The 24,456-nt window shown below is 71.5% G+C and carries 19 protein-coding genes, 1 tRNA gene and 1 pseudogene; 11 read left to right on the top strand and 10 right to left on the bottom strand.

Annotated elements, in window-relative coordinates:
- Positions 1-2 precede the first annotated feature (2 nt).
- A complete protein-coding gene (locus ACWDEN_RS02620) occupies positions 3-692 on the bottom strand; it encodes a pentapeptide repeat-containing protein (protein WP_450856831.1) in 690 nt (229 codons plus the stop codon).
- A 147-nt stretch (positions 693-839) separates the two neighbouring features.
- Here ACWDEN_RS02620 and ACWDEN_RS02615 point away from each other — a divergent pair, with 147 nt between their 5' ends.
- From ACWDEN_RS02615 to ACWDEN_RS02605, 3 genes are all read left to right on the top strand, one after another.
- Positions 840-2,051 carry an NAD(P)-binding protein gene (locus tag ACWDEN_RS02615; RefSeq protein ID WP_351601608.1) on the top strand — a complete coding sequence of 404 codons (1,212 nt, stop codon included), beginning with the start codon at positions 840-842 and terminating at the stop codon, positions 2,049-2,051.
- Positions 2,052-2,099: 48 nt separating this feature from the next.
- Positions 2,100-3,071, top strand: a complete 972-nt coding sequence (locus tag ACWDEN_RS02610; protein WP_450857011.1) for a zinc-binding dehydrogenase — start codon at positions 2,100-2,102, stop codon at positions 3,069-3,071.
- Positions 3,072-3,160: 89 nt separating this feature from the next.
- A complete protein-coding gene (locus tag ACWDEN_RS02605; protein WP_450856829.1) occupies positions 3,161-4,675 on the top strand; it encodes an MFS transporter in 1,515 nt (504 codons plus the stop codon).
- Between the two features lie 68 nt (positions 4,676-4,743).
- On the opposite strand, the pseudogene ACWDEN_RS02600 reads toward ACWDEN_RS02605, so the two are convergent.
- Positions 4,744-5,013 (bottom strand): annotated as a pseudogene (locus ACWDEN_RS02600) (hydroxyurea phosphotransferase); the annotation flags it as partial.
- Between ACWDEN_RS02600 and ACWDEN_RS02595 the strand changes: the two are divergent.
- From ACWDEN_RS02595 to ACWDEN_RS02575, 5 genes are all read left to right on the top strand, one after another.
- Positions 5,012-5,665: a rhomboid-like protein gene (locus tag ACWDEN_RS02595; protein WP_450856827.1), complete on the top strand. Its 654-nt coding sequence runs from the start codon at positions 5,012-5,014 to the stop codon at positions 5,663-5,665. The pseudogene ACWDEN_RS02600 and the gene ACWDEN_RS02595 overlap by 2 nt on opposite strands.
- A 10-nt stretch (positions 5,666-5,675) precedes the next feature.
- Positions 5,676-7,082, top strand: coding sequence for an NAD(P)/FAD-dependent oxidoreductase (locus ACWDEN_RS02590; RefSeq protein WP_351601617.1), 1,407 nt, complete (start codon positions 5,676-5,678; stop codon positions 7,080-7,082).
- A 121-nt stretch (positions 7,083-7,203) separates the two neighbouring features.
- A complete protein-coding gene (locus tag ACWDEN_RS02585) occupies positions 7,204-8,379 on the top strand; it encodes a PP2C family protein-serine/threonine phosphatase (RefSeq protein WP_351601620.1) in 1,176 nt (391 codons plus the stop codon).
- A gap of 199 nt (positions 8,380-8,578) precedes the next feature.
- Positions 8,579-11,137, top strand: coding sequence for a hypothetical protein (locus ACWDEN_RS02580; protein ID WP_351601623.1), 2,559 nt, complete (start codon positions 8,579-8,581; stop codon positions 11,135-11,137).
- Positions 11,138-11,359: 222 nt separating this feature from the next.
- A complete protein-coding gene (locus ACWDEN_RS02575) occupies positions 11,360-14,338 on the top strand; it encodes a VCBS repeat-containing protein (protein WP_351601626.1) in 2,979 nt (992 codons plus the stop codon).
- Positions 14,339-14,403: 65 nt separating this feature from the next.
- Here the strand turns inward: ACWDEN_RS02575 and ACWDEN_RS02570 are convergent.
- Positions 14,404-14,480: transfer RNA gene (locus tag ACWDEN_RS02570), tRNA-Thr, on the bottom strand.
- 214 nt (positions 14,481-14,694) lie between these two features.
- Here ACWDEN_RS02570 and ACWDEN_RS02565 point away from each other — a divergent pair.
- From ACWDEN_RS02565 to ACWDEN_RS02555, 3 genes are all read left to right on the top strand, one after another.
- A complete protein-coding gene (locus tag ACWDEN_RS02565) occupies positions 14,695-15,831 on the top strand; it encodes an ABC transporter ATP-binding protein (protein WP_351601629.1) in 1,137 nt (378 codons plus the stop codon).
- A gap of 237 nt (positions 15,832-16,068) precedes the next feature.
- The gene (locus tag ACWDEN_RS02560) at positions 16,069-16,530 is read left to right on the top strand and encodes a hypothetical protein (protein ID WP_351601632.1); all 462 of its coding nucleotides are present in this window, start codon (positions 16,069-16,071) and stop codon (positions 16,528-16,530) included.
- Positions 16,531-16,650: 120 nt separating this feature from the next.
- The gene (locus ACWDEN_RS02555; RefSeq protein WP_351601635.1) at positions 16,651-17,382 is read left to right on the top strand and encodes a nucleotidyltransferase family protein; all 732 of its coding nucleotides are present in this window, start codon (positions 16,651-16,653) and stop codon (positions 17,380-17,382) included.
- A 78-nt stretch (positions 17,383-17,460) separates the two neighbouring features.
- Here ACWDEN_RS02555 and ACWDEN_RS02550 read toward each other — a convergent pair whose 3' ends face one another.
- From ACWDEN_RS02550 to ACWDEN_RS02520, 7 genes are all read right to left on the bottom strand, one after another.
- On the bottom strand, positions 17,461-19,143 hold the full coding sequence (locus ACWDEN_RS02550) for a DoxX family membrane protein (protein WP_351601638.1): 1,683 nt from the start codon (positions 19,141-19,143) through the stop codon (positions 17,461-17,463).
- A gap of 153 nt (positions 19,144-19,296) precedes the next feature.
- Entirely contained in the window at positions 19,297-20,238 is a 942-nt protein-coding gene (gene rlmB, locus ACWDEN_RS02545; protein ID WP_351601641.1) for a 23S rRNA (guanosine(2251)-2'-O)-methyltransferase RlmB, read from the bottom strand.
- Positions 20,239-20,330: 92 nt separating this feature from the next.
- On the bottom strand, positions 20,331-21,731 hold the full coding sequence (gene cysS, locus ACWDEN_RS02540; protein ID WP_351601644.1) for a cysteine--tRNA ligase: 1,401 nt from the start codon (positions 21,729-21,731) through the stop codon (positions 20,331-20,333).
- Positions 21,732-21,793: 62 nt separating this feature from the next.
- Positions 21,794-22,198 carry a PPOX class F420-dependent oxidoreductase gene (locus ACWDEN_RS02535; RefSeq protein WP_450856822.1) on the bottom strand — a complete coding sequence of 135 codons (405 nt, stop codon included), beginning with the start codon at positions 22,196-22,198 and terminating at the stop codon, positions 21,794-21,796.
- 86 nt (positions 22,199-22,284) lie between these two features.
- A complete protein-coding gene (gene ispF, locus ACWDEN_RS02530; RefSeq protein WP_351601650.1) occupies positions 22,285-22,803 on the bottom strand; it encodes a 2-C-methyl-D-erythritol 2,4-cyclodiphosphate synthase in 519 nt (172 codons plus the stop codon).
- Entirely contained in the window at positions 22,793-23,545 is a 753-nt protein-coding gene (ispD, locus tag ACWDEN_RS02525) for a 2-C-methyl-D-erythritol 4-phosphate cytidylyltransferase (protein ID WP_351601653.1), read from the bottom strand. The genes ispF and ispD overlap by 11 nt, the downstream gene beginning before the upstream one ends.
- Positions 23,546-23,847: 302 nt before the next feature.
- Positions 23,848-24,330: a CarD family transcriptional regulator gene (locus ACWDEN_RS02520; RefSeq protein WP_003953493.1), complete on the bottom strand. Its 483-nt coding sequence runs from the start codon at positions 24,328-24,330 to the stop codon at positions 23,848-23,850.
- Between the last annotated feature and the right edge of the window lie 126 nt (positions 24,331-24,456).

Below are 24,456 nucleotides of genomic sequence, written 5' to 3'. Positions count from 1 at the left end.
GTCTACTCCACCCGGATGCCCAGCTCCGCCGCCAACACCGGCGCCAGATCCAGCAGTTGCCCGGTGCTGATCACCGCCCCCGACAGCCGGTCCAGCCCCCGCACGATCTCCAGTGGCGCGGCCCCGCGCAGGTCCACGTCCTTCAGTGTCGCGCCGCCGAAGTCGGCCTCTCGCAGCGCGCAGTCGACGAACTCCACCCGCTCCAGGGTCGCGCCCGCGAAGTCCGGCTCGACCAGGACGCAGGACTCGAAGACGACGTCCTTCAGGCCGGCCTCCCGCATGTTGAGGTAGTCGATCTTGCCGCCGCGGATGACGACCCGCTCCAGGACGGCGCCGTGCAGCTGGGTGCCGCCCAGCCGGGCGTCGATCAGCTCGACGTCCCGGAACGTGGACTCGGCGAGATGCGTGCCCACCCCGCGCAGCCCGGTCAGGACCGAGTCCAGCACTCTGGCCCGGCCCAGCGCCGTACCGTCCATCACGCAGCCGGTCAGTGCGCAGTCCATGAACCGGGCGCCCACGCCGTCCTGCCCGGTCAGGTCGGCGTCCCGGAAGTCCAGCCCGTCGTAGTCCCCGTCCGGCTCCAACTCGCCGTCCGGCCACGGCCGGAGGGGCGGCAGCCGCAGCTCCGGCCGTCGCGCGCCCTTCACCCCTGCCCGGCCCGCCGCACGGCCGCCCGTCGCTCTCCTCGCCATGCCCCCATGCTGCACCCCACCACTGACAATCGCCCTGACCTGCGAAAACCCGGGCGATGTCACATTCCGGCCCGCCCATCAGTCCTAGTTACGGACCGACAGCCGTACGCACGGACCAGGTGTACCGATCGAGGGAGGGCCCCACCCATGAACCACCCCGTGCAGCGCCCCCTGCACCGCGGCACCACGCACCGCACCGCGCACCGCATCACCGTCGTCGGCGGCGGCTTCGCCGGGCTCACCGCCGCGATCACCGCGGCCGAGGCAGGCGCCGAGGTCACCGTGTACGAGGCCCATCACACCCTGGGCGGCCGGGCCCGCACCGCCGCGGGGCCGTACCGCATCAACGAGGGCCCGCACGCCCTCTACAACGGCGGCCCGCACTGGGCCTGGCTCAGGCAGCGGAAGCTGATCGGACCGCTCGCCCCGATACCGGCCCTGGAGGCCGCCCGGCTGCGGCTGCGGCACCACGGCGCGCTGCGCCGCACCCCGCCCTTCGGGATGCTGAAGCTGCTGCGCCCGGGCGTCCGGCAGGCGCCCGTCGACGCCGACTTCCTGTCCTGGGCGACCGGTGTCGCAGGGGAGGAGGGAGCCCGCGCCGCGGCGCACTACGCGGCCGTCGCGCTCTTCCACCACGACCCCGGCGCCCTGTCCGCCGCGTTCGTGCAGGAACGGCTGCGCCGGGCCACCAAGCTGCCGCCGGAGGCGCACTACCCGGTCGGCGGCTGGGGCTCCCTGATCGACCGGATGGCCGCACGCGCCTGGAACCTGGGCGTGCGGGTCGAGACACTGTCCCGCGTCGACGCACTGCCCACCGGCACCCCCGTGGTCGTCGCCACCTCGCTCGCCGCCGCCCGGCGGCTGCTCGGCGACGACTCGCTGACCTGGCCGAGCGGCCGTACCGTCCTGCTCGACCTCGCCGTACGCGCCCGGCGCGGTGACCCCTTCGTCCTCTCCGACCTCGACGCGACCGGCTGGCTGGAGCGGTGCACGGCGCCGGATGCGTCCCTCGCCCCGGCCGGGGAGCAGCTGGTCCAGGGGCAGTTCCCGATCGGGCCGGGCGAGTCCCGCGCCGACGGTCTGGCCCGCGCCGAGGAACTTCTCGACCTGGGCTTCCCGGGCTGGCGGGAGCGGCTGACCTGGCGGCGGGAGGCGGTGGCGGACGGCCGTACCGGGGCCCTGGACCTGCCGGGAAGCAGCTGGCGGGACCGGCCCGCCGTGGACCGCGGCGACGGGGTCTATCTCGCCGGCGACCAGGTGGCGGCGCCGGGCGTGCTGTCGGAGGTGTCCTTCAACAGCGCGGTCACCGCGGTGTCCCTGATCCTCGGCCGGCCCGCCCTTGACCTCAAGCGCGCTTGAGGCCGGAGCGTGGATGCGATGACACAGCCGTCCTCCAGGGGGGTCACCATGCACGCCGTACGCCTCTACGCCTTCGGTCCCGCCGAGAACCTCACCTACGAACAGGCCCCGGACCCGGTCCCCGGACCGGGTCAGGTGCGGATCGCGGTCGCCGCGGCCGGGGTGCACCTGCTCGACGCCGCCCTGCGCGCCGGGCACCGCGGCCCGCTGCCCGAGCGGCCCGCCCTGCCGACCGTGCCGGGCCGCGAGGTCGCGGGGGTCGTGGACGCGCTCGGCGACGGCGTCGACGGGCTGTGGCTGGGCAGGCGGGTCGTGGCCCACCTCGGTTTCGCGCCCGGAGGGTACGCCGAACTCGCCGTCACCGACGTCGACCGCGTGCACGACATCCCGCTGAACCTGGACTTCGCCGCCGCCGTCGCCATGATCGGCACCGGGCGTACGGCGCTCGGGATCGCGGGGTTCGCCGAGCCGGGCCCCGACGACGTGGTCGTCGTACCGGCCGCCGCCGGAGGCATCGGCACCCTGCTCGTGCAGTACGCCAGGAACGCCGGCGCCACCGTGATCGGACTCGCGGGCGGCCCGGAGAAGACGGCCCTGGTCTTGGCGAACGGCGCCGGCCTGGCCGTCGACTACACCGACACCGCCTGGCCCGCGAAGGTCCGGGCCGAACTCGGGGCCCGGCAGGCCTCGATCGTCTACGACGGCGTCGGCGGCGAGGCCGCCCGGCACGCCGTCGCCCTCCTCGGGCCCGGCGGGCGGCACCTGGTCTTCGGCTGGTCGGCGGAAGGCATCGGGGAGGGCGGGGGGCACTTCGTCGAGGGCGTCTCCCGGTCCGTGCTCGGCCCCGAGATGCTCCGCAGGGCGGGCGGCCTGCGCGCACTCGAACAGCGCGCGCTCGCCGAGGCCGCCCACGGCCGGCTGCGCCCCGCCGTCACCCGTTTCCCCCTCGCGGACGCGGCCGCCGCGCACCGCGCACTCGAGAACCGCCGCACGATCGGAAAGGTGGTACTGGAACCATGAAGCACCCGCCGAAAACCACGGACGAGGCCCCGGACGGCCGGAACGCACAGACGGATGCAATACGCCCCGATCCGTGGTCTTCTGGCCAGATGAGTACCGGCCGGACAGGTGAAGCCGACCCCTTCCGGAAGACCCCCGAGGGGACCGATCCGCACCGCTGGTGGGGCCTTGTCGTCATCGCCCTCGCCCAGCTGATGGTCGTCCTGGACGCGACGATCGTGAACATCGCGCTCCCCTCCGCCCAGCACGCCCTGCACATGTCCGACGGCAACCGGCAGTGGGTGATCACCGCCTACACCCTCGCCTTCGGCGGCCTCCTCCTGCTCGGCGGCCGCATCGCCGACCTCGTCGGACGCAAACGCACCTTCGTCATCGGACTCATCGGCTTCGCCGTCGCCTCGGCCATCGGCGGCGCCGCCACCAGCTCCGGCATGCTCTTCGGCGCCCGTGCGCTCCAGGGTGCCTTCGCCGCCGTCCTCGCGCCCTCCGCGCTCTCCCTGCTGACCACGACCTTCACCGACCCCCGCGAACGCGGAAAGGCCTTCGGCGTCTACGGCGCCCTCGCCGGCAGTGGCTCGGCGATCGGGTTCATCGTCGGCGGCCTGCTCACCGAGTACCTCAACTGGCGCTGGTGTCTGTACGTCAACGTGCCCATCGCCGTCCTCGCCGTGGTCGGTGCCTTCGCCCTCCTGCACGACCGCCCCGGCCACCGCGAGGCCGGCCTCGACGTCCCCGGCGCCCTGCTCGGCTGCGGCGGCCTCGTCGCGATCGTCTACGGCTTCAGCGAGGCGGAGCCGCGCGGCTGGAGCGACCCGCTGGTCCTCGCCCTCTTCGCGAGCGGCGTGGCCCTGCTCACCGCGTTCGTCTGGTGGCAGAACCGGGCCCCGAGCCCCCTGCTCCCGCTGCACATCATCAAGGACCGCAACCGCGCCGGCTGCTTCCTGACCATGATGCTGGCGACGATCGGCATGTTCGGCCTGTTCCTGTTCATGACCTACTACCTGCAGATCATCCTCGGCTACTCGCCGGTCAGGACGGGCCTCGCCTACCTGCCCCTCACCGCCGCGATCATCACCGGCTCCACGCAGATCTCCGCACGGCTGCTGCAGCACGTGGCTCCGCGCATGCTCATGGCCCCCGGCATGGTCCTCGCCGCGGGCGGCATGACGCTCCTCACCCGCATGACGGTCCACTCCTCCTACACCACCGAGATCCTGCCCGCCCTCGTCCTCATGGGCCTCGGCATGGGTCTGACCTTCATGCCCGTGTTCGCCACCGCGACCGCCGGTGTCGCACCACGCGACTCCGGCGTCACCTCCGCGACCGTCAACACCTCGCAGCAGGTGGGCGGTTCGATCGGTACGGCGCTGCTCAACACCATCGCCACGACCAGCAGCACGGCCTACATCACCGCCCACCTGCGCACCGGCGCGCCCAAGGCCCTCGTGGTCCCGGCCGGCGTCGTCCACGGCTACACCATCGCCATCTGGTGGGCGGCCGGCGTGATGCTCCTGGCGGGCCTGACGGCCGGCCTGATGGTCACGGCCAAGGCCCCGAAACACGGGGCGCCGGCCGACGCCCCGCTGCCCGAATCAGTCACCTGACGTCGGGCGATCTCCAGCTGCCGCTCCTCGACCGGCCGGCCGTCCTCCACGTCCCAGTGCGGAGCCCGGTGCGGCAGCCGGTCACCGGGCTCCGCGACGACCTCACGCGTGTCGGCCACGGCGGACCGCATCCGCGACTCGTCCAGCCGCTCCAGGAGCATGGTGCCCGTCGCCGGATCGTGGTCCAGCGGCCGTACGGCCCCGTCGCCGTCCCGCACCCGCAGCGCGGCGGTGAACGCCCGCCCCGCCGCACCCTTGTACGTCTCCTGGGCCTCCGTGAGATCGCCGGGGATGTCAATCACGAACCGGACGACACTGGCGTGCGTGAATCGGCTCATGCGAATCAACCGGGGCCTGAGCGGCGTGTGGGCGTACATCCGCAGTGCTCCCGGCGCATACGTGTGGCTGGCGGTCCTGTTCCTCACGACCGTCGCGCTGCACCAGATGTCGCCGGAGTTCGAGCAGCACTTCCTGCGGCAGCGGTCGACCAACATCCACGAACTGTCACACAACCCCGTACGGGTCCTCGTGGCCAGCGCGATGTGGATCGACAGCGGCCGCTGGCTCCCCTACGTCCTGCTGTACACCGTCTTCCACGCACCCGCCGAACGCTGGCTCGGCACCGCCCGCTGGTTCGCGGTGTGCGCGCTGGCCCACGTCCTGGCCACGCTCATCAGCGAGGGCGCCCTGCTGAAGGCCGTCCGCGACGGCATCGCCCCGTACTCCGCCCTCAACACCCTCGACATCGGCGTCAGTTACGCACTCGCCGGCGTCATCGGCGTCCTCACCTACCGCATCGCACCCCCCTGGCGCTACGCGTATCTGCCGGCCATCCTCATCGTCTTCACCCTGCCCCTGGTGCAGGGACGCACCTTCACCGAACTCGGCCACCTGGTCTCCGTACTGATCGGACTGGTCTGCTACCCCCTGACCAGAGGCCGCGGAAAAGCATGGAATCCGAAGGAGACACCGGCCGCTCCCAGGGGTTAACGTCCCGGCCATGAGCAGCTCGGCACGCAGTGTGGTCAACGGCGGAATCTCCTTCTGGTACGCGGACGACGGTCTCCCCGCGGTACGCGAGCCACTGCCCGGGGACGCGACCGCCGACGTCGCCATCATCGGCGGCGGCTACACCGGCCTGTGGACCGCGTACTACCTGAAGAAGGCCGCCCCCTTCCTCCGCATCACCGTCCTGGAACAGAAGTTCTGCGGCTACGGCGCCTCCGGCCGCAACGGCGGCTGGCTCTACAACGGCATCGCCGGCCGCGACCGGTACGCCCGGCTGCACGGCCACGAAGCCGCCGTACGCCTGCAGCAGGCGATGAACGACACCGTCGCCGAGGTGATCGCGGTGGCCGAGGCCGAGGGCATCGACGCCGACATCCACAAAGGCGGCGTCCTCGAAGTGGCCACCACCCCCGCCCAACTGGCCCGTCTGAAGGCCTTCCACGAACACGAGCTGTCCTACGGCGAGAAGGACCGCGAACTGTACGGCGCCCGTCAGACCGCCGAACGCATCCGCATCGCCGACGCGGTCGGCTCCACCTGGACCCCGCACGGCGCCCGGCTGCACCCCGTGAAGCTGGTCAAGGGCCTCGCGGCGGCGGTGGAGGCCCTCGGGGTCACGATCCACGAGTCGACCCCGGTCACCGAGATCCGCCCCAGGCACGCCGTCACCCCCTACGGCACCGTCCGCGCCCCCTACATCCTGCGCTGCACCGAGGGCTTCACCGCCTCCCTGAAGGGCCAGAAGCGCACCTGGCTCCCCATGAACTCCTCCATGATCGCCACCGAGCCGCTGACCGGGGACCAGTGGGCGGCCATCGGCTGGGACGGCCGCGAAACCCTCGGTGACATGGCCCACGCCTACATGTACGCCCAGCGCACCGCCGACGGCCGCATCGCACTCGGCGGCCGGGGCATGCCGTACCGCTTCGGCTCGAGGACGGACAACGACGGCCGCACGCAGGATGCGACCGTCGAAGCCCTCCGGGAGATCCTGACCCGCTTCTTCCCGGCCCTGGCCGGGGTCCGGGTGACACACGCCTGGTCGGGCGTCCTCGGCGTACCCCGCGACTGGTGCGCCACGGTGACCCTCGACCGCTCGACGGGCCTCGGCTGGGCCGGCGGCTACGTCGGCTCCGGCGTAGCCACCACCAACCTGGCCGCCCGCACCCTGCGCGACCTGGTCCAGCAGGACTCCGGCCAGGGCGGCCGCACCGAGCTGACCGACCTGCCCTGGGTCGACCACAAGGTCCGCAAGTGGGAACCCGAACCCTTCCGCTGGCTCGGCGTCCACGGCATGTACGCCACCTACCGCACCGCCGACCAGCGCGAACGCCTGCGGCCGGGCACGGAGTCCTCACGTCTGGCGAAGCTGGCGGACCGGGTGGCGGGGCGGCACTGAAGGGTGCCGACGTGAGCGGGCCGACCTGAGGACCGAGTGAAGGGGCCCTGCCGACGCCTTCCGCCTCGGCCAGAACGTCCGCAGCGGTCCCTGGTCGTCAGGCGCGCTCGGTGGTGGCACTGTGGAAGACGTGAACGCCGGGCACGGCTTCGCCGGGGTGCGGCAGCCACGGGCGTCGAGCCACGCGCTGCTGCTGATCCCGATCGTGCTCATCCTGGTGATCACGATGGTGGACCAGATGGTCCCGGAGGACGTCCATCTCGGCCCGCTCCTGGTCATCGCACCCGCGATCACCGCCTCGTTCGCCGGGCCCTGGCTGACCGGGCTGATCGGCTTCCTGACCGTGGCGGCACAGGCGTACATCGGCTGGCACTTCGGCGTGCTGTTCTCGCGCAACGTGCTGGTGCAGATCCTCGCCCTGGCGGTGCTGTCGGCCCTGATCGTGTTCTTCTGCCTGGTCCGCGAGCGGCACCAGCGCCAGCTGGCCCAGGTGCGGTCCGTCGCGGAAGCCGCGCAGCACAGCCTGCTGTGGCCGCTGCCCGAGCGGATGGGCCCCTTGCGGATCGCCTGCCTGTATCTGGCCGCCGAGGACGAGGCACAGATCGGCGGTGACCTGTACGCGGCCACCCGCATCATCGGCGGGGTGCGCATCATGATCGGAGATGTGCGCGGCAAGGGCCTGTCCGCCATCGGCGAATCCGCGCTCCTGCTCGGAGCTTTCCGCGAAGCCGCCCACCGGCACGCCACCCTCCCCGATCTGGCCGCCACCCTCGAGCAGAGCGTGACCCGCTACCTGGCCGACTTCGAGCCGACCGCCGAGGCCGGCGAACGCTTCGCCACCACCCTGCTCCTGGAAATACCCGACGACGACCCCGTCATCCGCATGATCAGCTGCGGGCACCCCCCTCCCCTGTTGCTCAGCCCCGGTAACGCCCTGACCGTCCCCACCCTGCACCCCGCGCCGCCCCTGGGGATCGCGGAGACGGGGCCGGACGACTACGCCATCGACATGGCCTCCTTCGAGCCGGGCGACACACTCCTGCTCTACACGGACGGCGTCATCGAAGCCCGTGACGCCGCCGGTCGCTTCTACCCCTTCGAGGCACGGGCCGCCCAGTGGCACAAGGCCGGTCCCGAATCACTGCTCCACCACATCCAACGCGACCTGTACGCCCATACCCGCGGGCGCCTCAACGACGACGCGGCTCTCGTCGCCCTCCACCGCGAGCCCGACAGCCACCGACGCCACCACCACGGCCGGGTCATCCACGCGAGCGGCTTCGGCCACACCTCCTGAACCGGATTTTCCGACTCTTTACCAGGTCAGGGCCGGAGGCGCTGACCTGCGGCGCGGTGCCGGAGCGCGAGCGGCCATGCTGCGAAACGGGGCAAAAGCGCTGGTCGGACGGGCTGGGGAGGGAGCCCGCGAAGACGGCCTCGTCACGGTCGGGCGTTATCGTCCGACCTGCTTTGTTCACCTTCTCCCCAGGAGCCCCATGCGCCTCAAGCAGGCCTCGCTCACGGCGGCGATATCGGTCGTCGCCGGGCTGACCACTGCCACGGTCGGCCTCACCGGCTCCGCCGCCTGGGCCGACGGTACGGCGGCGCTGCCGCTGTCCCACTACGCGCACATGCTGGTCGACGCCGCGCACCAGCACATCTTCTTCAGCCAGGGTGCCGGCTCGACCGGCATCGTGGTGACCGACCTGTCCGGCACCCCCGTCACCACCATCCAGGACGAGCCGGGCGCCACCGGTTTGGCCCTGTCCGCCGACGGCGGGACGCTCTACGCGGCCCTGGCAGACGGAGACGCGGTCGCCGCGATCGACACGGCAACGCTGACCGAGTCCACCCGCTATTCGACCGGGTCCGGCAGTGCCCCGGTCTCCGTCGCCGTGGCGGGCGGCAAGGTCTGGTACGGATACACCGCCGACAGCAAGGGCGCCGTAGGGTCGGTGGATCCGTCCGCCGCCGCCCCGGCGGCAGCGCCCCAGCCCTCGATGTCGCACTGGTCGGTCGCACCGCTGCTCGCGACGGGCGGTGGCGTGCTCGCGGCCGAGGAGCCCCAGCAGAACCTCAGCCACGTGGCCACGTTCGACGTCTCCTCGGGGACGCCGTCGGCCAAGGCCGACACCCTGGTCCACGGCGGCACGGCGACCGGGCTCCACGTCACCGGGGACGGCGCCGAGGTCGTACTCGCCGCTCCCCAAGGGTCCGCCGTGTATGTCTACAGCACCGCGGACCTCGCCTCCGCCAGTCCCTACGCGTACTACGTCGGCGGCGTGAACTCCGGCCCGAACTCGGTCGCGGTCGACACCGACGGGACGATCGCCGTCGGCGGCACTTCGGGTGCGGAAGCCAACCTGTACCTCTACGCCGGGCCGAACAACCTTGCCGAGAACCACGTCACTCTCGCCTCCGGCACCCTGGCTCCGGACGGCCTGGAGTGGGGAGCCGACGGGGCGCTCTACGCCGTCACGCGGGACTCCTCGGGGGCCTACACCCTCGGCACGCTGAGCGCTCCCAAGCTCACCGACACCCAACTGTCCCTGAATCCCCCGCAGTACGCGGTCCCCACCCAGCAGTTCACGTTCACCGGATCGCTGAGCACCAGAGGCTTCGTACCGGCCGGCGCGTCGCTCCAGGTGACCCGTGACGGCACGCCGCTACCCGATGCCACGGTCGGCAAGGACGGATCCTTCACCGTAAGTGACACCAGGCAGGACGAGGGCGCGTACACGTACCAGGTTGTGTACGCCGGTGACGCGACGCACCGGCCCGTGACGGCCTCGCTGGCGGTGCACGTGGCGAAGTCGACGACCACCATCCCCTTCCCGGACGTCAGTTCGGCGACCCCGCACTCGGTGGCCTTCATGGGCTCGCTCATGACCGGGCTGAACCTCGGCAGCCTCCCTCAGGGCACCACCGTCCAGGTGTCCAGGACGAACGAGGACACCCAGGAGACGACGCAGCTCCCGTCGGTCACGGTCGACCCGGCCACCACCGAGTTCACCGTCACCGACGCCCCGGACCGCGCGGGACGGTTCACCTACCACCTGTCGTACGCGGGTGACGCCACGCGCCGGCCGACGTCCTCCGACGTGACCGTCCAGGTCTCCCCGTACGCCCCGGCCCTGACGCTGAACGCGCCCGCGACCGCCACCCGCGGCACCGCGCTGACGTTCGGCGGCACGCTGGGCGACGCGCCGTACGACAGCGGCGAGACGGTCACCGTGTCCCGTACGGACGCCGCCCACACGACGACACCCGTGCAGTGGACCGTACCCGTGGGCGCCGACGGCACGATCGCCGTCAAGGACACGCCGTCCGTCGGTGGCGCCGACACCTACACGGTCAGCTACCCGGGCGACGCCTCCCACCAGGCGGCCACCGCCTCCGCGATCGTCCAGGTGTCCCGCGCCGCGACGGCCCTGTCCGTCACCACCAACGCCTCCTCGTACGCGTACGGCGCGACCGCCACCGTCACCGCCCACCTGGGCACGACGTACAACGGCCGTACGGTGGCGATCTACGCCCAGCCCTACGGCGGCGGGAAGACGCTGGTCAAGGCCGGCACCGTGGACAGCAGTGGCAACCTCTCGGCCACGTACAGGCTCACCCGCAACACGACGTTCACGGCGTCCTTCGCGGGCGACTACCGATACGCTCCTGCCACGGCCACCCGCACCGCCTACGACCAGGTGAAGATCGCGGAGACGCTGAGCGGCTATTACACGAGCACCACGTACAGCGGCACCACCTACCGCGTCTACCACCACACCGTGAAGCCGCGGGTGACCGCCGTCGTGTCGCCGAACAAGTCCGGCCAGTGCGAGAAGTTCCAGGCCCAGGAGTACTACAGCGGCGCCTGGCACACGCTCACCACCTCGGGCTGCTACTACCTCGACCCGAACAGCACCTGGGCGACGCAGTTGAGCCTCACCAACGCGGTCGACCAGAAGTTCCGGGTGCGCTCGGAGTACGTGCCCAGCACAAAGGACAACACCAACCTGAGCACGTGGGGCGGCTGGCTCTACTTCACGGTCAGGACCTGAGCCGCCTCGGCAACCGACGGCCCGGACACCCGCGGTGGCGGTGTCCGGGCCGGCAGGCCGGGCGCCCGGTGCCGGCGCGGGGTGCGGGCCCCTGCCGTGGTCCGGGGGGAGGGTGCGTACACTGACGCGACTTGAGCGGACCGGGTACCGGCCGCCGGCGTGCTCTCCCCCACCATGACCGGCGTTGAGCGCCCGGTGCGCTCCCTTCATGGGGAGGAACGGGTGACTCGACACCCTCACAGACGCGGCCGTCTGCTGGCCGCGGCCACCGCGACCGTGCTCGCGACGACCTTGGCCGTTCCCGTCGCCTGGGCGGACACCGCCGCACCAGGACCGGTCACCGCGCCGATCACCCTGCCGGCCGAGACCGTTCCGGCCTCCGTCGACCCGGGCCAGGTGGTCGACGTCTCCTCGACCGGTGTCCTGCACGGCAGTTCTGGGAACAGCTACGCCTGGACCGACTTCGCCTCCGGGACCACCACGCAACTGGCGCTCCCCTCAGGCACCTTGAACGCCCGGTACGCCGGCAACGGGCTGGTGGCGTTCTACGCCGACGGGGCCGGCCGCAGTCTGCTGGTGTTCCACAGCCTTTCCGACGGCAGCCGCCGAACGGCCTGCGACTGCTACGTGTACGGCGCCTTCGCCGGAAAGGCCCTGGTGTCCGACCAAGGCAGGGGGCTGGCACTCGCCTCGCCGGACGGCACCCTCACCCCGGTCGCCGCGCCGGCCGGCGCCGTGTTCAGCAGCTCGGTCTGGGGCGGCGGGGACAACGATCACATGATGATCGGCTATGTGCAGAACGGCGTCCAACACTACTTGTGGATCAACGCTGACGGCAGCACCTCCGTGATCGACGCGTCCCAGCTGCCGGGGTCGGGACAGTTCGTCGCTGTCGGCGGCGGCAAGCTCGTCTTTCTGAACGCCGCCGGTGACGTCCGGGTCTTCGACGCAGGCGACGTCACGGCGCCCCCGGTGTCCGTGACCCTGAGTCTGCGCGGTTGGTTCCGCCCGGTCGGCGTGGTGGGGGACAACCTCATCGTGGTCACGTCCGCAGGGGCCTCCGGCTTCACGGTGTCGGCGCTCCCGCTGAACGGGGGGCCCGGCCAGTCGCTGGGCGCCGGTTACCCGGTCACCGCCGCACCGCTCACCGACCCGGAGTCCCCGGACGGCAAGGTCGTGGTCGCGCAGCCATCGGCGTCCGGCACCACCCTGCGTGTGCTGACCGCCGCCTCCGACGGCTCCGTGGACTCGACCCCGCTCGCGGACTTCCCGACGGCCACCTGGCGGCCGGACGCCCTCGCGCTGGCGAACGGGGAACTGACCGTCGCCTACACCAGCCCGTACACCCCGGACAGTTCCCGGATGCAGCACACCGAACTGCCCGTCGACGCCGCGGGGACCACGGGCTCGACCACCTCGTCGGCCCCCTCTCTGCCGCGGGGTGACGCGCTGTTCTCGACCGCCGGCGGCTCGCCGGTCGTGGTGGACGCGGCGAACGGCGACATCGGTGCGGGCGCCGGGTCCATGTCCCCCACCGGCCTGTCCCACCTGAGCGACGTCCAGGTGGCCGGTTCGACGGAGGCGTTCAGCGGCCTGACACCGGCGGGGACCCGGATCATCCAGGTCGGTACGGGCGTCAACACGCACCAGTTGCCCTTCAAGACGTTCGCGCTGTCCGCGACCACCCTGTGGACCCAGACCGCGCCGGGCACGGTCACCGGCGCCGACCTGATCAACCTGCCCACCACCGCCCCCGCGCCCGGCACGTTCACCGTCGCGGACTGTCCGCTGTCGGTACTGCGGGCGAACGGCCAGTGGCTCTACTGGGCCTGTGCCACCGCCGACGGCGGCGCCGGGGTCTACAACACGGTGACCCGCACCTCGGTGCCCGTGCCGTGGACCGCCGACGGGGACACCGCGCTCGGCGACGGGTTCGTGGCGACCGTCTCCGGCAACACCCTGAGCGTCACCGACGTCACGAGCGGTACGGCGCAGACCCGCAAGGTCGCCGACCTGGCCGACCCCGTGCTGGGACAGGGCTGGACCGTCGACCCGTACGGCGGCGGGATTGTGTACGCGGGCAGCGACGGCACGGTGCACGTGGTACCCAGCGGGGTGTCGCCGTCCGACGTGGTCCTGTACGGCCAGACGACCGGCACCAGGGACGACGGCACGGGGTGGCGGGGCACGTGGCAGATCTCCCGGCCGATCGCCTCCTGGACGCTGACCGTCACGAGCATGGCCACCGGCAGGGTCGTCAGCACCGTCACCGGCGGTCCGGCTCGTGCGCAGTTCACCGCCCAGTGGGACGGCACCGAGCCGGGCATCACCCGGCCCTCGATCGGGCCCTACACGTGGAAGATCACCGCTCGGCCGGCCGACGGCCGGGGCCCGGACGCCACCACCACGGGTACGACCCTGCTGCCCGGCGGCGCACCGGCCTTCCACGACTTCCAGTCGGCGAACGGCCTGCCGGACACCTTCGGCGACATCCTGGTCCGCACCTCGGCGACCACGTTCTCCTACAAGGACAGCACCGGAAACGGCTCCTTCATCCCGCTCCAGGACAAGACGACCTGGCCCGCCGGCACCACGATGGTGCCGTTCGGTCCGCTGCGCGACCGGAAGACCAACGACGTGCTCGTGCGCATGCCGTCCGGTGATCTGCGCGCGTACTCGAGCCCGTACAACGGCAACGCCTACACCGACCTGGGCACCGGCTGGAACCAGTTCAAGTGGCTCGGCCACACCGGGGACGTCAACGGGGACGGGTACCCGGACCTGCTGGCGTGGAGCGCGTCGAACGGCAACCTGTATCTGTACCCGGGCAACGCCCAGGGCCGGTTCGGGGCACGGGTGCTGCTGCGCAGCGGCCTGGCGTACACCAGGCTGATCGCGGTCGGGGACGTCACCGGTGACGGGGTCGGGGACCTGCTGGCGTACGACCACCAGGGGAACCTGTGGCTCATGGCCGGCAACGGCAAGGGCGACTACGCGGCGCGCAAGGAGATCTTCGCCGACTGGGGACGGGGATACAACGCGATCAACGGCGTGGGCGACGTGACCGGTGACGGCAAGGCGGACCTGCTGGAACGCGACTCCGCCGGAAACGTCTGGGTCAACCCCGGCCACGGCGACGGAACGTTCGGCGCCCGGATCAAGGCCGGCGCCGGCTGGCAGAACTACCTGAACCTCTACTGACGGCCGCGGCGCCCTCGCGGGCGAAGAGACCACCCGCGCCGACCGGCGCGGGTGGTTCTGGTGTGTGGAGCCCCCTGTCGGATTCGAACCGACGACCTTCGCTTTACAAGAGCGGCGCTCTGACCAGCTGAGCTAAGGAGGCGTGCACCGGGGTGCTCGTGCAGTGTACCCAGGTCCGCGACGGGTCCTGTCGAAAATTTCCGCGAAGTTCACAGTCGTCGAGGTACTGACAGACCGGTGAACGCCGGGTACCGTCCTGAGCCAGTTCGCGCAGTTCACTCGTGTGGACTACACCAACCACCTTCCTACAACGGATCGTCCGGCACGTTCCTGCCGGTAGAAGGGGGCCCATCACCATGGCCACTGTCACGTTCGACAAGGCGACCCGGATCTACCCGGGTTCCACCAAGCCCGCCGTCGACTCGCTCGACATCGCGATCGAGGACGGCGAGTTCCTCGTCCTGGTCGGCCCGTCGGGTTGCGGAAAGTCCACCTCGCTGCGGATGCTCGCGGGCCTGGAGGACGTCAACGGCGGCGCCATCCGCATCGGTGACCGCGACGTCACCCACCTGCCGCCCAAGGACCGGGACATCGCCATGGTGTTCCAGAACTACGCCCTCTACCCGCACATGACGGTCGCCGACAACATGGGCTTCGCGCTCAAGATCGCGGGCGTCAACAAGGCGGAGATCCGGCAGAAGGTCGAGGAGGCCGCGAAGATCCTCGACCTCACCGAGTACCTGGACCGCAAGCCGAAGGCGCTCTCCGGCGGTCAGCGCCAGCGTGTCGCCATGGGCCGCGCGATCGTGCGTGAGCCGCAGGTCTTCCTCATGGACGAGCCGCTGTCCAACCTGGACGCCAAGCTCCGTGTCTCGACCCGTACGCAGATCGCGTCGCTGCAGCGCCGGCTCGGCATCACCACCGTCTACGTCACCCACGACCAGGTCGAGGCCATGACCATGGGCGACCGGGTGGCCGTGCTCAAGGACGGCCTCCTGCAGCAGGTCGACTCGCCGCGGAACATGTACGACAAGCCCGCGAACCTCTTCGTCGCCGGCTTCATCGGCTCCCCGGCCATGAACCTGGTCGAGGTCCCGATCACCGACGGCGGCGTGAAGTTCGGCAACAGTGTCGTCCCGGTCAACCGGGAGGCGCTGAAGGCCGCCGGCGACAAGGGCGACCGCACGGTGACGGTCGGTGTCCGGCCCGAGCACTTCGACGTGGTGGAGCTGGGCGGCGGCGCGGCCACCTCCCTGACGAAGGACAGCGCGGACGCGCCGGCCGGTCTCGCCGTCTCCGTGAACGTCGTCGAGGAGCTCGGCGCCGACGGCTATGTGTACGGCACCGCCGAGGTCGGCGGCGAGGTCAAGGACCTGGTCGTCCGGGTCAACGGCCGCCAGGTCCCGGAGAAGGGCTCCACGCTGCACGTGGTGCCGCGGCCGGGCGAGATCCACGTGTTCTCGACGTCCTCGGGTGAGCGTCTCTCCGACTGAACGCCTTCACGCCGACTGAGCTGCGCGTTTGCGCCGAGTTGACGAAAGGGGCCCCGCGGAGTGCCGCGGGGCCCCTTTCGTGTGGTTTGCGCGTCCGGATCACCCCGGATATACCCCGGCACAGCAATCATTCCGGGCGGGCCGCGTCAACCCCTTACCCAGAAAGTGGCGCCTCTCCATCCCCCGAAGGGGTGACTAAATGTCGCCAAATCATTACCCCGCGCTACCCTCACACGCGTGAAGCACTCCACCAACCCTCAGACGCGACGCGGCCACCGGGGCGGCCCTGCCCGCCGGATCGGCCGCACTCTCGCCCTCGTCCTGCCCGTCGTCCTGGTGCTCTCCGGAACCCTCGCGGTGACCCGGGTCAACTGGACGGGGAGCCCCTCCAGCTCGGCGCTGGCCGCCTCGGACGTCTCCTCGGCGGAGGTCTCCGACAAGGCGGTCGCCCTCGCCCCGCAGGACATGCTCCGCGACCAGCTGATGAGCGAGCTGCAGGACGAGAACCCCGGGGTCGTCCTCACCCACCTCCAGCAGGCCGTCGACGGACACCCCTCGCTGGCCCGGCACTGCGCCGCCATCGCCCGCGCGCTGGGCCAGGCCGCGGTGCGCATCTACGGCGCCCCACGCGCCCAGTCCTACGCCCGCCCGGTGTGCGACACGGCGTTCGCCTCGGGCGTGCTCGCCGCGCACAGCTGAACGCCGGGTGCGCCGGGACCTCGGTGACGGCTCCTTCGCCTCCTACGGGTTCCGGTCCATCACCCTTGCGGGTTCACAACCGTCGGCCGAGCCGAGCGGGGCGCAACGTACAGTGCGGTCATGACCCATCCCAACGCCGCGTCGCGCCCCACTCAAGCCGTGGTCCTGGCCGGTGGCCAGGGCTCCCGGCTGCGTCCCTACACCGATGACCGGCCCAAGCCGATGGTCGAGATCCCCGGCACGGGCACTCCGATCATCGGCCACCAACTGACCTGGCTCGCCGAGGAAGGCGTGACCGACGTGGTGGTCTCCTGCGGCCACCTCGCCGACGTCCTGCAGAAGTGGCTGGACTCCGCCGACCTGCCCGTCTCCGTCACCACCGTCGTGGAGACCGAGCCCCTCGGCCGCGGCGGCGGCCTCAAGTACGCCGCCGCGCGTCTTCCCCGCCCCGACCGGCCCTGGTACGCCACCAACGGCGACATCTGGACCCGCTTCTCCCTGCGGGACATGGCCGACTTCCACACCGAGCGGGATGCCGTCGCGACCCTCGCTCTGGCCCGGCCGCGGATCCCCTGGGGCGCGGTGAAGACCGACGGGTTCGGGCACATCACCGACTTCATCGAGGCCCCGCCGTCGACGTTCGAGATCAACGCGGGTGTGTACGTCTTCTCGCCCGAGTTCGCCCAGTTGCTGCCCGAGCGGGGCGATCACGAGCGCACGACGTTTCCCGTGCTCGCCCGGGAGCGGAAGCTCGCCGGGTTCCCCATTCCGCAGGGGGCCTACTGGCGGGCCATCGACACGGCGAAGGATCTGACGGAAGCGGCCAGGGAACTGGCGGCCTTGGGACGGTAGTCTCCCCGCACCGCATCCACACCATGTGGACAGGGCCCCGTACCTGCACGGTACGGGGCCCTCTCCTGTGGCGTTCCGTCAGCCCAGCAGGCCGCCCACCAGGCCCGTCTGCCCGGAGGACGAGGAACCGCCGGAGCCGGACGAGCCGCCCGAGGTGCCGCCGGTGCCGCCACTGCTGGACGGACCGGACGTCGTGCTCGGGGCGCCGCCCGTCGGGGAGGACTGGCGGGGCGGGTTCTGGCCCGTGGTGCCCTGGGTCTGGCTGGGGGTCGTGGTCGTACCGCCGGCGCTGCGGGTGGCGCCCGGGGTCGTCGCCGCCCCGGAGGGGCTCGCTCCGGCCGTGGCGCCGCCCGAGGGCGAGGTGGACGCCGCCGGGGTCTTCTTGTGCTGTCGGCCGGGCTTCTGGGGGAGCGCGGAGCCGGGGAGGTTGTTGCGGGGGGCCTCGCCCGGGCCGGGGACGATGACGCGGCTGGAGTCGCGTACGGCGCCGCCGAGCAGGGAGCCGACGAGCAGGGTGAGGCCCACGGTGACGACCGTGATCAGGGCACCGCGGCGCAGGACGTACTGGCGCAGGTCCCAGATGTCGGCGCGGGGGCCGAGGCGGCGCCAGGCGCCCGCGGCGAGACGGCCGTCCACGGAGTAGACGGGCGCGCCGGCGATGACCAGTGGGGACCAGGCGGCCATGTAGATGATGTCGGGGGCGTCGTAGGCGGGGACCGTCTTCCAGCTGACGGTGACGATGAGGGCGGCGGACAGCAGGGCGCCCACGACCGCGGCGACGCGCTGCCAGCAGCCGAGGACGGTCAGGACGCCGACGACCACCTGGAGGAAGGCGATGACCAGGCCGGAGCCGACGGGGTGGTGCAGGGCGAACTGGCGCAGTGGCTCGGCGACGTCCCAGGGGTGCAGGGTGTTGAGCCATTTGACCATCGAGCCGCGCTTGCCGCCGTCGAAGTAGACGGGGTCGCACAGCTTGCCCATGCCGGCGTAGATGGAGATGAAGCCCAGGAAGATGCGGAGCGGGAGCAGGACCACGCCCAGGTTCATCCGGCGGCCGGGGAAGTAGGCGTGCCGGGCCGGATCGTCTCCTTGGCGGCGGGCGGGGCGCGGGGCGTCGGGGTCGGAGGGGTCGGCGTACTCGTCGTAGCCGTCGTGGTCGTCGTAGCCGCCGTACGGCTCGAAGCCGGTGTCCGGGTAGCCGGGGTCGTCGTAGGCGCCGCCGACCGTGCGCATGTGCGGCAGCAGGCGGGTGCCGTCGGCGGCGTCGGGGGCCGTGCGCTGGTGTCCCACGACCGGGGTCTCGACCGTCTGGCCCAGGTCGTCGTAGGCGTCGGCGTAGTCGGTGCCTACGCGCGGGATGACCTGGGTGGCGCCGGGCTCGGGCTCTTCGGCGTGGCGGACGCTGCTGCCCCGCACGGCCTGGAGGAGCCGGTGGGCGCCGGTGTCGTCGGGGGCGGACTTGCCGCTCCACACGACGGGGCGGCGGCGGCCGGCGGCGGCGCCCGGCCGGCCCGCCGTGCCCACGACGGGCATCCGGGCGGTGTCCTGGGCGGCGCTCAGATGCCGGGCGATCCGCGGGGATTGGGTGCGCTTCGCCGATGCGCCCAGCTGCACGCGGAAGCTGGCGTGATTGACGATGACCTGCGCCGGATCGCTCGGCACCTTCACCATGCTCAGCGCGGGAGCCTCGTCGGGTGCTGACCGGAATCCCGACGAGCGTCCCCCCGTGGGTGTGCGGGGTGTTCTGGTGTCCACGCTCATCTAACCGAGCGACGTGGAGTTAGGACACTGCTTGGACCGGGCGGATGTGTCCGGACCCCGTCAAAGCGGCCTCGAACGCCACATGGACACCAGAATTACCCCGCACGGGTGAAATTCCGGACGGGTGTTCAGACCCGTCGGCATGCCGTCACGTCAGCTGCGCCTGCGCGCCGCCTCGTACAGGACGATCCCCGCCGCGACACCCGCGTTCAGCGACTCCGCGCCGCCGGGCATCGGGATGCGGACGCGGAAGTCGCAGGTTTCGCCGACCAGGCGGGACAGGCCCTTGCCCTCGCTGCCGACGACGATGACGACCGGGCCGTCCAGCGCCTGAAGGTCGCCGAGTTCGACCTCGCCGTCCGCCGCCAGGCCCACGACCGTGATGCCGGCCTTCTTGTACGCCTCCAGGGCGCGGGTGAGGTTGGTGGCGCGGGCGACCGGGGTGCGGGCGGCCGCGCCGGCGGAGGTCTTCCAGGCGCCGGCGGTCATGCCGGCCGAGCGGCGCTCGGGCACGACGACGCCGTGGCCGCCGAAGGCGGAGACGGAGCGGACGACCGCGCCGAGGTTGCGCGGGTCGGTGACCCCGTCCAGGGCGACGATCAGCGGGTCCTCGGAGTCGTCGTAGGCGGCTTCGGCGAGGTCCTCGGGGTGGGCGTACTCGTACGGCGGGACCTGCAGGACGAGGCCCTGGTGGTTCAGGCCGTTCGTCATGCGGTCCAGCTCGGGGCGGGGGGCCTCCATCAGGTTGATGCCGCCGCGCTCGGCGGCGAGCTGGAGGGCCTCGCGGACGCGCTCGTCGTTGTCGATGAACTGCTGGACATAGAGGGTGGAGGCGGGGACGCCCTCGCGGAGCGCCTCGACCACCGGGTTGCGGCCGACGACGAGTTCGGAGGCCGACCTGCCACCACCCCGGCGCTGCTGCGGGCGGCCCTGGGCGCGGCGGGCCTTGGCGGCGGCGGCGCGCTGCTTGGCGTGGCCCTTGCGCATCTCGGCGGGCGGGGTCGGCCCCTTGCCCTCCAGGCCCCGGCGCCGCTGGCCGCCGCTGCCGACCTGCGCGCCCTTCTTGCCGGACATGCGGCGGTTGTTCGCGGCCATGACCTACCTGTTCTCTACGAAAAAGTGTGTGTACGTCTATGCAGTGTGCCGCCCGGGGGGCCGGGCGGCACAATCGATCAAGGGTCGGGGACCTACCGGGACCCGAGGGTCCAGCGCGGGCCCTGCGGGCTGTCCTCGATGACCAGGCCCGACTGGTTGAGCTGGTCGCGGATGGCGTCGGCGGTGGCCCAGTCCTTGCGGGCACGGGCCGACTCGCGCTGCTCCAGGACGAGCCGGACGAGACTGTCGACCACGCCGTGAAGGTCCTCGCCCTGGTCGGACTCCCCCGCCCACTGCTCGTCGAGCGGGTCCAGACCGAGGACGCCGAGCATGGACCGGACCTCGGCGAGCCGGGCGACGGCGGCGTCCTTGTCGTCGGCGGCCAGCGCGCTGTTGCCCTGCCGGACGGTGGTGTGCACGACCGCGAGGGCCTGCGGGACACCCAGGTCGTCGTCCATCGCCTCGGCGAACGCGGGCGGGACCTCGGCGGCCGGCTCCACGGTCTTCCCGGCGAGCTCCGTGACACGCTGCACGAAGCCCTCGATCCGCGCGAACGCCGACTCGGCCTCGCGCAGCGACTCCTCGCTGTACTCGATCATCGAGCGGTAGTGCGGGGTGCCCAGATAGTAGCGGAGCACGATCGGCCGCCACTGCTTGACCATCTCGCTCACGAGCACGCTGTTGCCGAGCGACTTGGACATCTTGTCGCCGGCCATGGTCACCCAGGCGTTGTGCACCCAGTACTGCGCGAAGTCGTCACCGTAGGCCTTGGCCTGGGCGATCTCGTTCTCGTGGTGCGGGAAGATCAGATCCAGGCCGCCGCCGTGGATGTCGAAGGCGGTCCCCAGGTACTTGTGCGCCATGGCCGAGCACTCCAGGTGCCAGCCGGGGCGGCCCTCTCCCCACGGCGTCGGCCAGGTCGGCTCGCCCGGCTTCGCCGCCTTCCACATGGCGAAGTCACGCGCATCCCGCTTGCCCGTCTCGCCCTCGCCGGACGGCTGCAGCAGGTTGTCCAGCTCCTGCCTCGACAGCTCCAGGTACCGCGGGAAGGACCGTACGTCGAAGTAGACGTTGCCGTCGGCCGCGTAGGCGTGCCCGCGGTCGATGAGGCGCTGCATCATCTCGACCATCTCGGTGATGTGGCCCGTGGCGCGCGGCTCGTAGGTCGGCGGCAGGCAGCCCAGCGCGGTGTAGCCCTCGTTGAACGCGCGTTCGTTCTCGTACCCGATCGACCACCAGGGCCGGCCCTGCTCACGGGCCTTGGTGATGATCTTGTCGTCGATGTCCGTGACGTTCCTGACGAAGGTCACGTCATAACCGCGGTAGGTGAACCACCGGCGCATGATGTCGAAGTTGAGGCCCGACCGGATGTGCCCGATGTGCGGTGCCGCCTGCACGGTGGCACCACACAGGTAGATCGAGACACAACCCGGCGTCAGCGGGGAGAAGTCACGGATCTGCCGGGCGCTGGTGTCGTACAGGCGAATGGTCACCACTCCAGGGTAGTGGGCGCCGGGTGGTGCCTCGTCCCGCTTGGCTCAGAACATCCCGTGACTCAGAACATCCCGACGACCTTCTCCGGCGTGACCCTGACGATCACTCGGTCGGCGTCCTTGGCGGAGGCCGGGTTGAACTCCGCGTACTTCTTGCCGGTGTACTTCAGTGACAGCTCGTCGATCAGTGCCTCGGCGCCCTGGGTGTCGAGCTCCGCGGTGCCCCGGATCTCCCCGTAGAAGTACGGCATCTCGGGGTCCTGGACGACGACGCTCACCCGGGGGTCGCGGTCGAGGTTCTTCTTCTTGCGGCGGTCGACGGTCGTGGAGAAGAGGATCTGGTCACCGTCCCGCTTCACCCACACCGGGGACATCTGCGGGCGGCCGTCCGGCTGGATCGTGCCGACCACGATGAAGACGGGAGCGTCGAGCAGGGACTTGAGCCGGTCGGGCAGGGTGGCGGGCATGGGTGCCTCCTCAGTCGGCGGTGACTCTCCGGGTACCCTCGCACGCTCTCCGCTCACCCGCACCACGAGCAGTGCCGCCGGCGGCCTCAGCCCGTACGGGCCACCAGTGCCGTCGCCACCGCCATCAGGCCCTCCTCGCGGCCCGGGAAGCCGAGGCCGTCCGTGGTGGCGCCGGATACGGAGACGGGCGCGCCGGCCGCCTCGGAGAGGATCTTCTGGGCCTCGTCCCGGCGCTTGCCGATCCTGGGACGGGGGCCGACCACCTGGACGGCGATGTTGCCGATGGTGAAGCCGGCCTCGCGGACGATCCGGGCGGCCTCCGTCAGGAGGGTCACCCCGGACGCGCCGGACCACTCCGGGCGGCCGGTGCCGAAGTGCTGTCCCAGGTCACCGAGGCCGGCGGCGGAGAAGAGGGCGTTGCAGGCGGCGTGGGCGACGACGTCCGCGTCGGAGTGCCCGGCCAGGCCCGGTCCCTCGCCCTCCCACTTCAGGCCCGCGCACCACAGCTCGCGGCCCTCCTCGAAGGCGTGGATGTCGGTGCCGATGCCCACCTGCGGCAGCACGCCTCCCGGCGGCAGCCGGACATCCGATGCCTCAGAAGCCATCGTTCAGCCTCCTGCGGGCCAGGACCGCCTCGGCGAGGACCAGGTCGAGGGGGCGGGTCACCTTGAAGGCCTCCTCGTGCCCGGGGACGGCGACGACCGTCAGGCCCAGCTGCTCGACCATGCTCGCGTCGTCGGTGACGTCGTCGGTGATCGTCTCGTGGGCGCGGATCAGGGTCGCCCGGTCGAAGCCCTGGGGTGTCTGGACAGCCCGCAGGCGGGCCCGCTCCGGGGTGGCGACGACCGGCTCCGGCTCGCCGGCCTCGGCGGCGGGCTCGACCTCCTTGACGGTGTCGGCCAGCGGGAGCGCGGGGACGACGGCGGGGGCGCCCGCGCGTACGGCCTCGATGACGGCGTCGACCGTGTCGACCGGGACGAGCGGGCGGGCCGCGTCGTGGACGAGGACGATGCCGTACTCGGGGGGAAGCGCGTCGAGGCCGAGCCTGACCGATTCCTGGCGGGTGTCCCCGCCGGGGACGACCAGGAAGTCGGTGCGGTCGGGCAGGGCGTGCGCGTCGAGCAGGGACTTGACCTCGGCGGCGCCGTCCGGCGGGGCCACGACGATCACCAGGGAGACATGGTTGGACGCGGCGAGCGCGCGGACCGCGTGGATGAGCATGGGCGTGCCGTTCAGCGCGCGGAGCGCCTTGGGGGCGCCCGGACCGAGGCGTACGCCCCGGCCGGCGGCGGGAATCACGGCGGCGACGGGGGTCTGCGCGGGCGAAGGGCGCGATTCGTCAGACATCGGTTCCTGTCAGGTTTGTGTGCTCGACCTAGGTGGGTATGGCCTGGAGGAGTGCCGGGCGCGACGCCTTGACCGGACCCTTTCCGTGACCCTGGTCGAGCCATCCGCCCGGGCCCGGCACGTCAAGTATCGGGGGCTTTCTCCACTGGGCTCCACCGGCCTCCCCGAGGCACGCCCGCCCGCGGGGACGAACATGCCGCAGCGCCCGGCGACATGGTCCGTGTCATCGGGCACCGCGGCATTTCACTGTGCTGAGCGTCGTGCTGAGCGTGTCGGAGGCGAAGGTTCGCCGCCGTGGCGCGTCAGGAGGCGAGCACCTCGTCGAGCAGGGCCTCGGCCTTGTCCTCGTTCGTGTTCTCCGCGAGAGCCAGCTCGCTCACCAGGATCTGGCGGGCCTTGGCGAGCATGCGCTTCTCACCGGCGGAGAGCCCTCGCTCGCGCTCACGACGCCACAGGTCACGCACGACTTCCGCGACCTTGATGACATCGCCGGAGGCGAGCTTCTCCAGGTTTGCCTTGTAACGACGGGACCAGTTCGTGGGCTCCTCGGCATACGGCGCGCGCAGCACCTCGAAGACCCGGTCCAGCCCGTCCTGACCGACCACATCACGCACGCCCACGAACTCAGCATTGTCCGCTGGCACACGTACCGTCAGGTCACCCTGGGCGACCTTCAGCACCAAGTAGGTCTTGTCCACGCCTTTGATCTGGCGAGTTTCGATGGCCTCGATCAGCGCGGCCCCGTGATGGGGATAGACCACGGTGTCGCCAACCTTGAACGTCATGTGACAGGTACCCCTTCCGTGGCTATCCAGGGTAACACGGATACGGCGTCTTCTGAATGGCGTTTTCGCAGGTCAGGGCATATCTCGGGGCTTGACAACTGCGACAGGAACGTGCTGCGAGGGGCC

The organism is Streptomyces sp. NPDC001153 (genome assembly GCF_053598315.1).
This window is presented reverse-complemented; position numbering and strand designations above follow the sequence as displayed.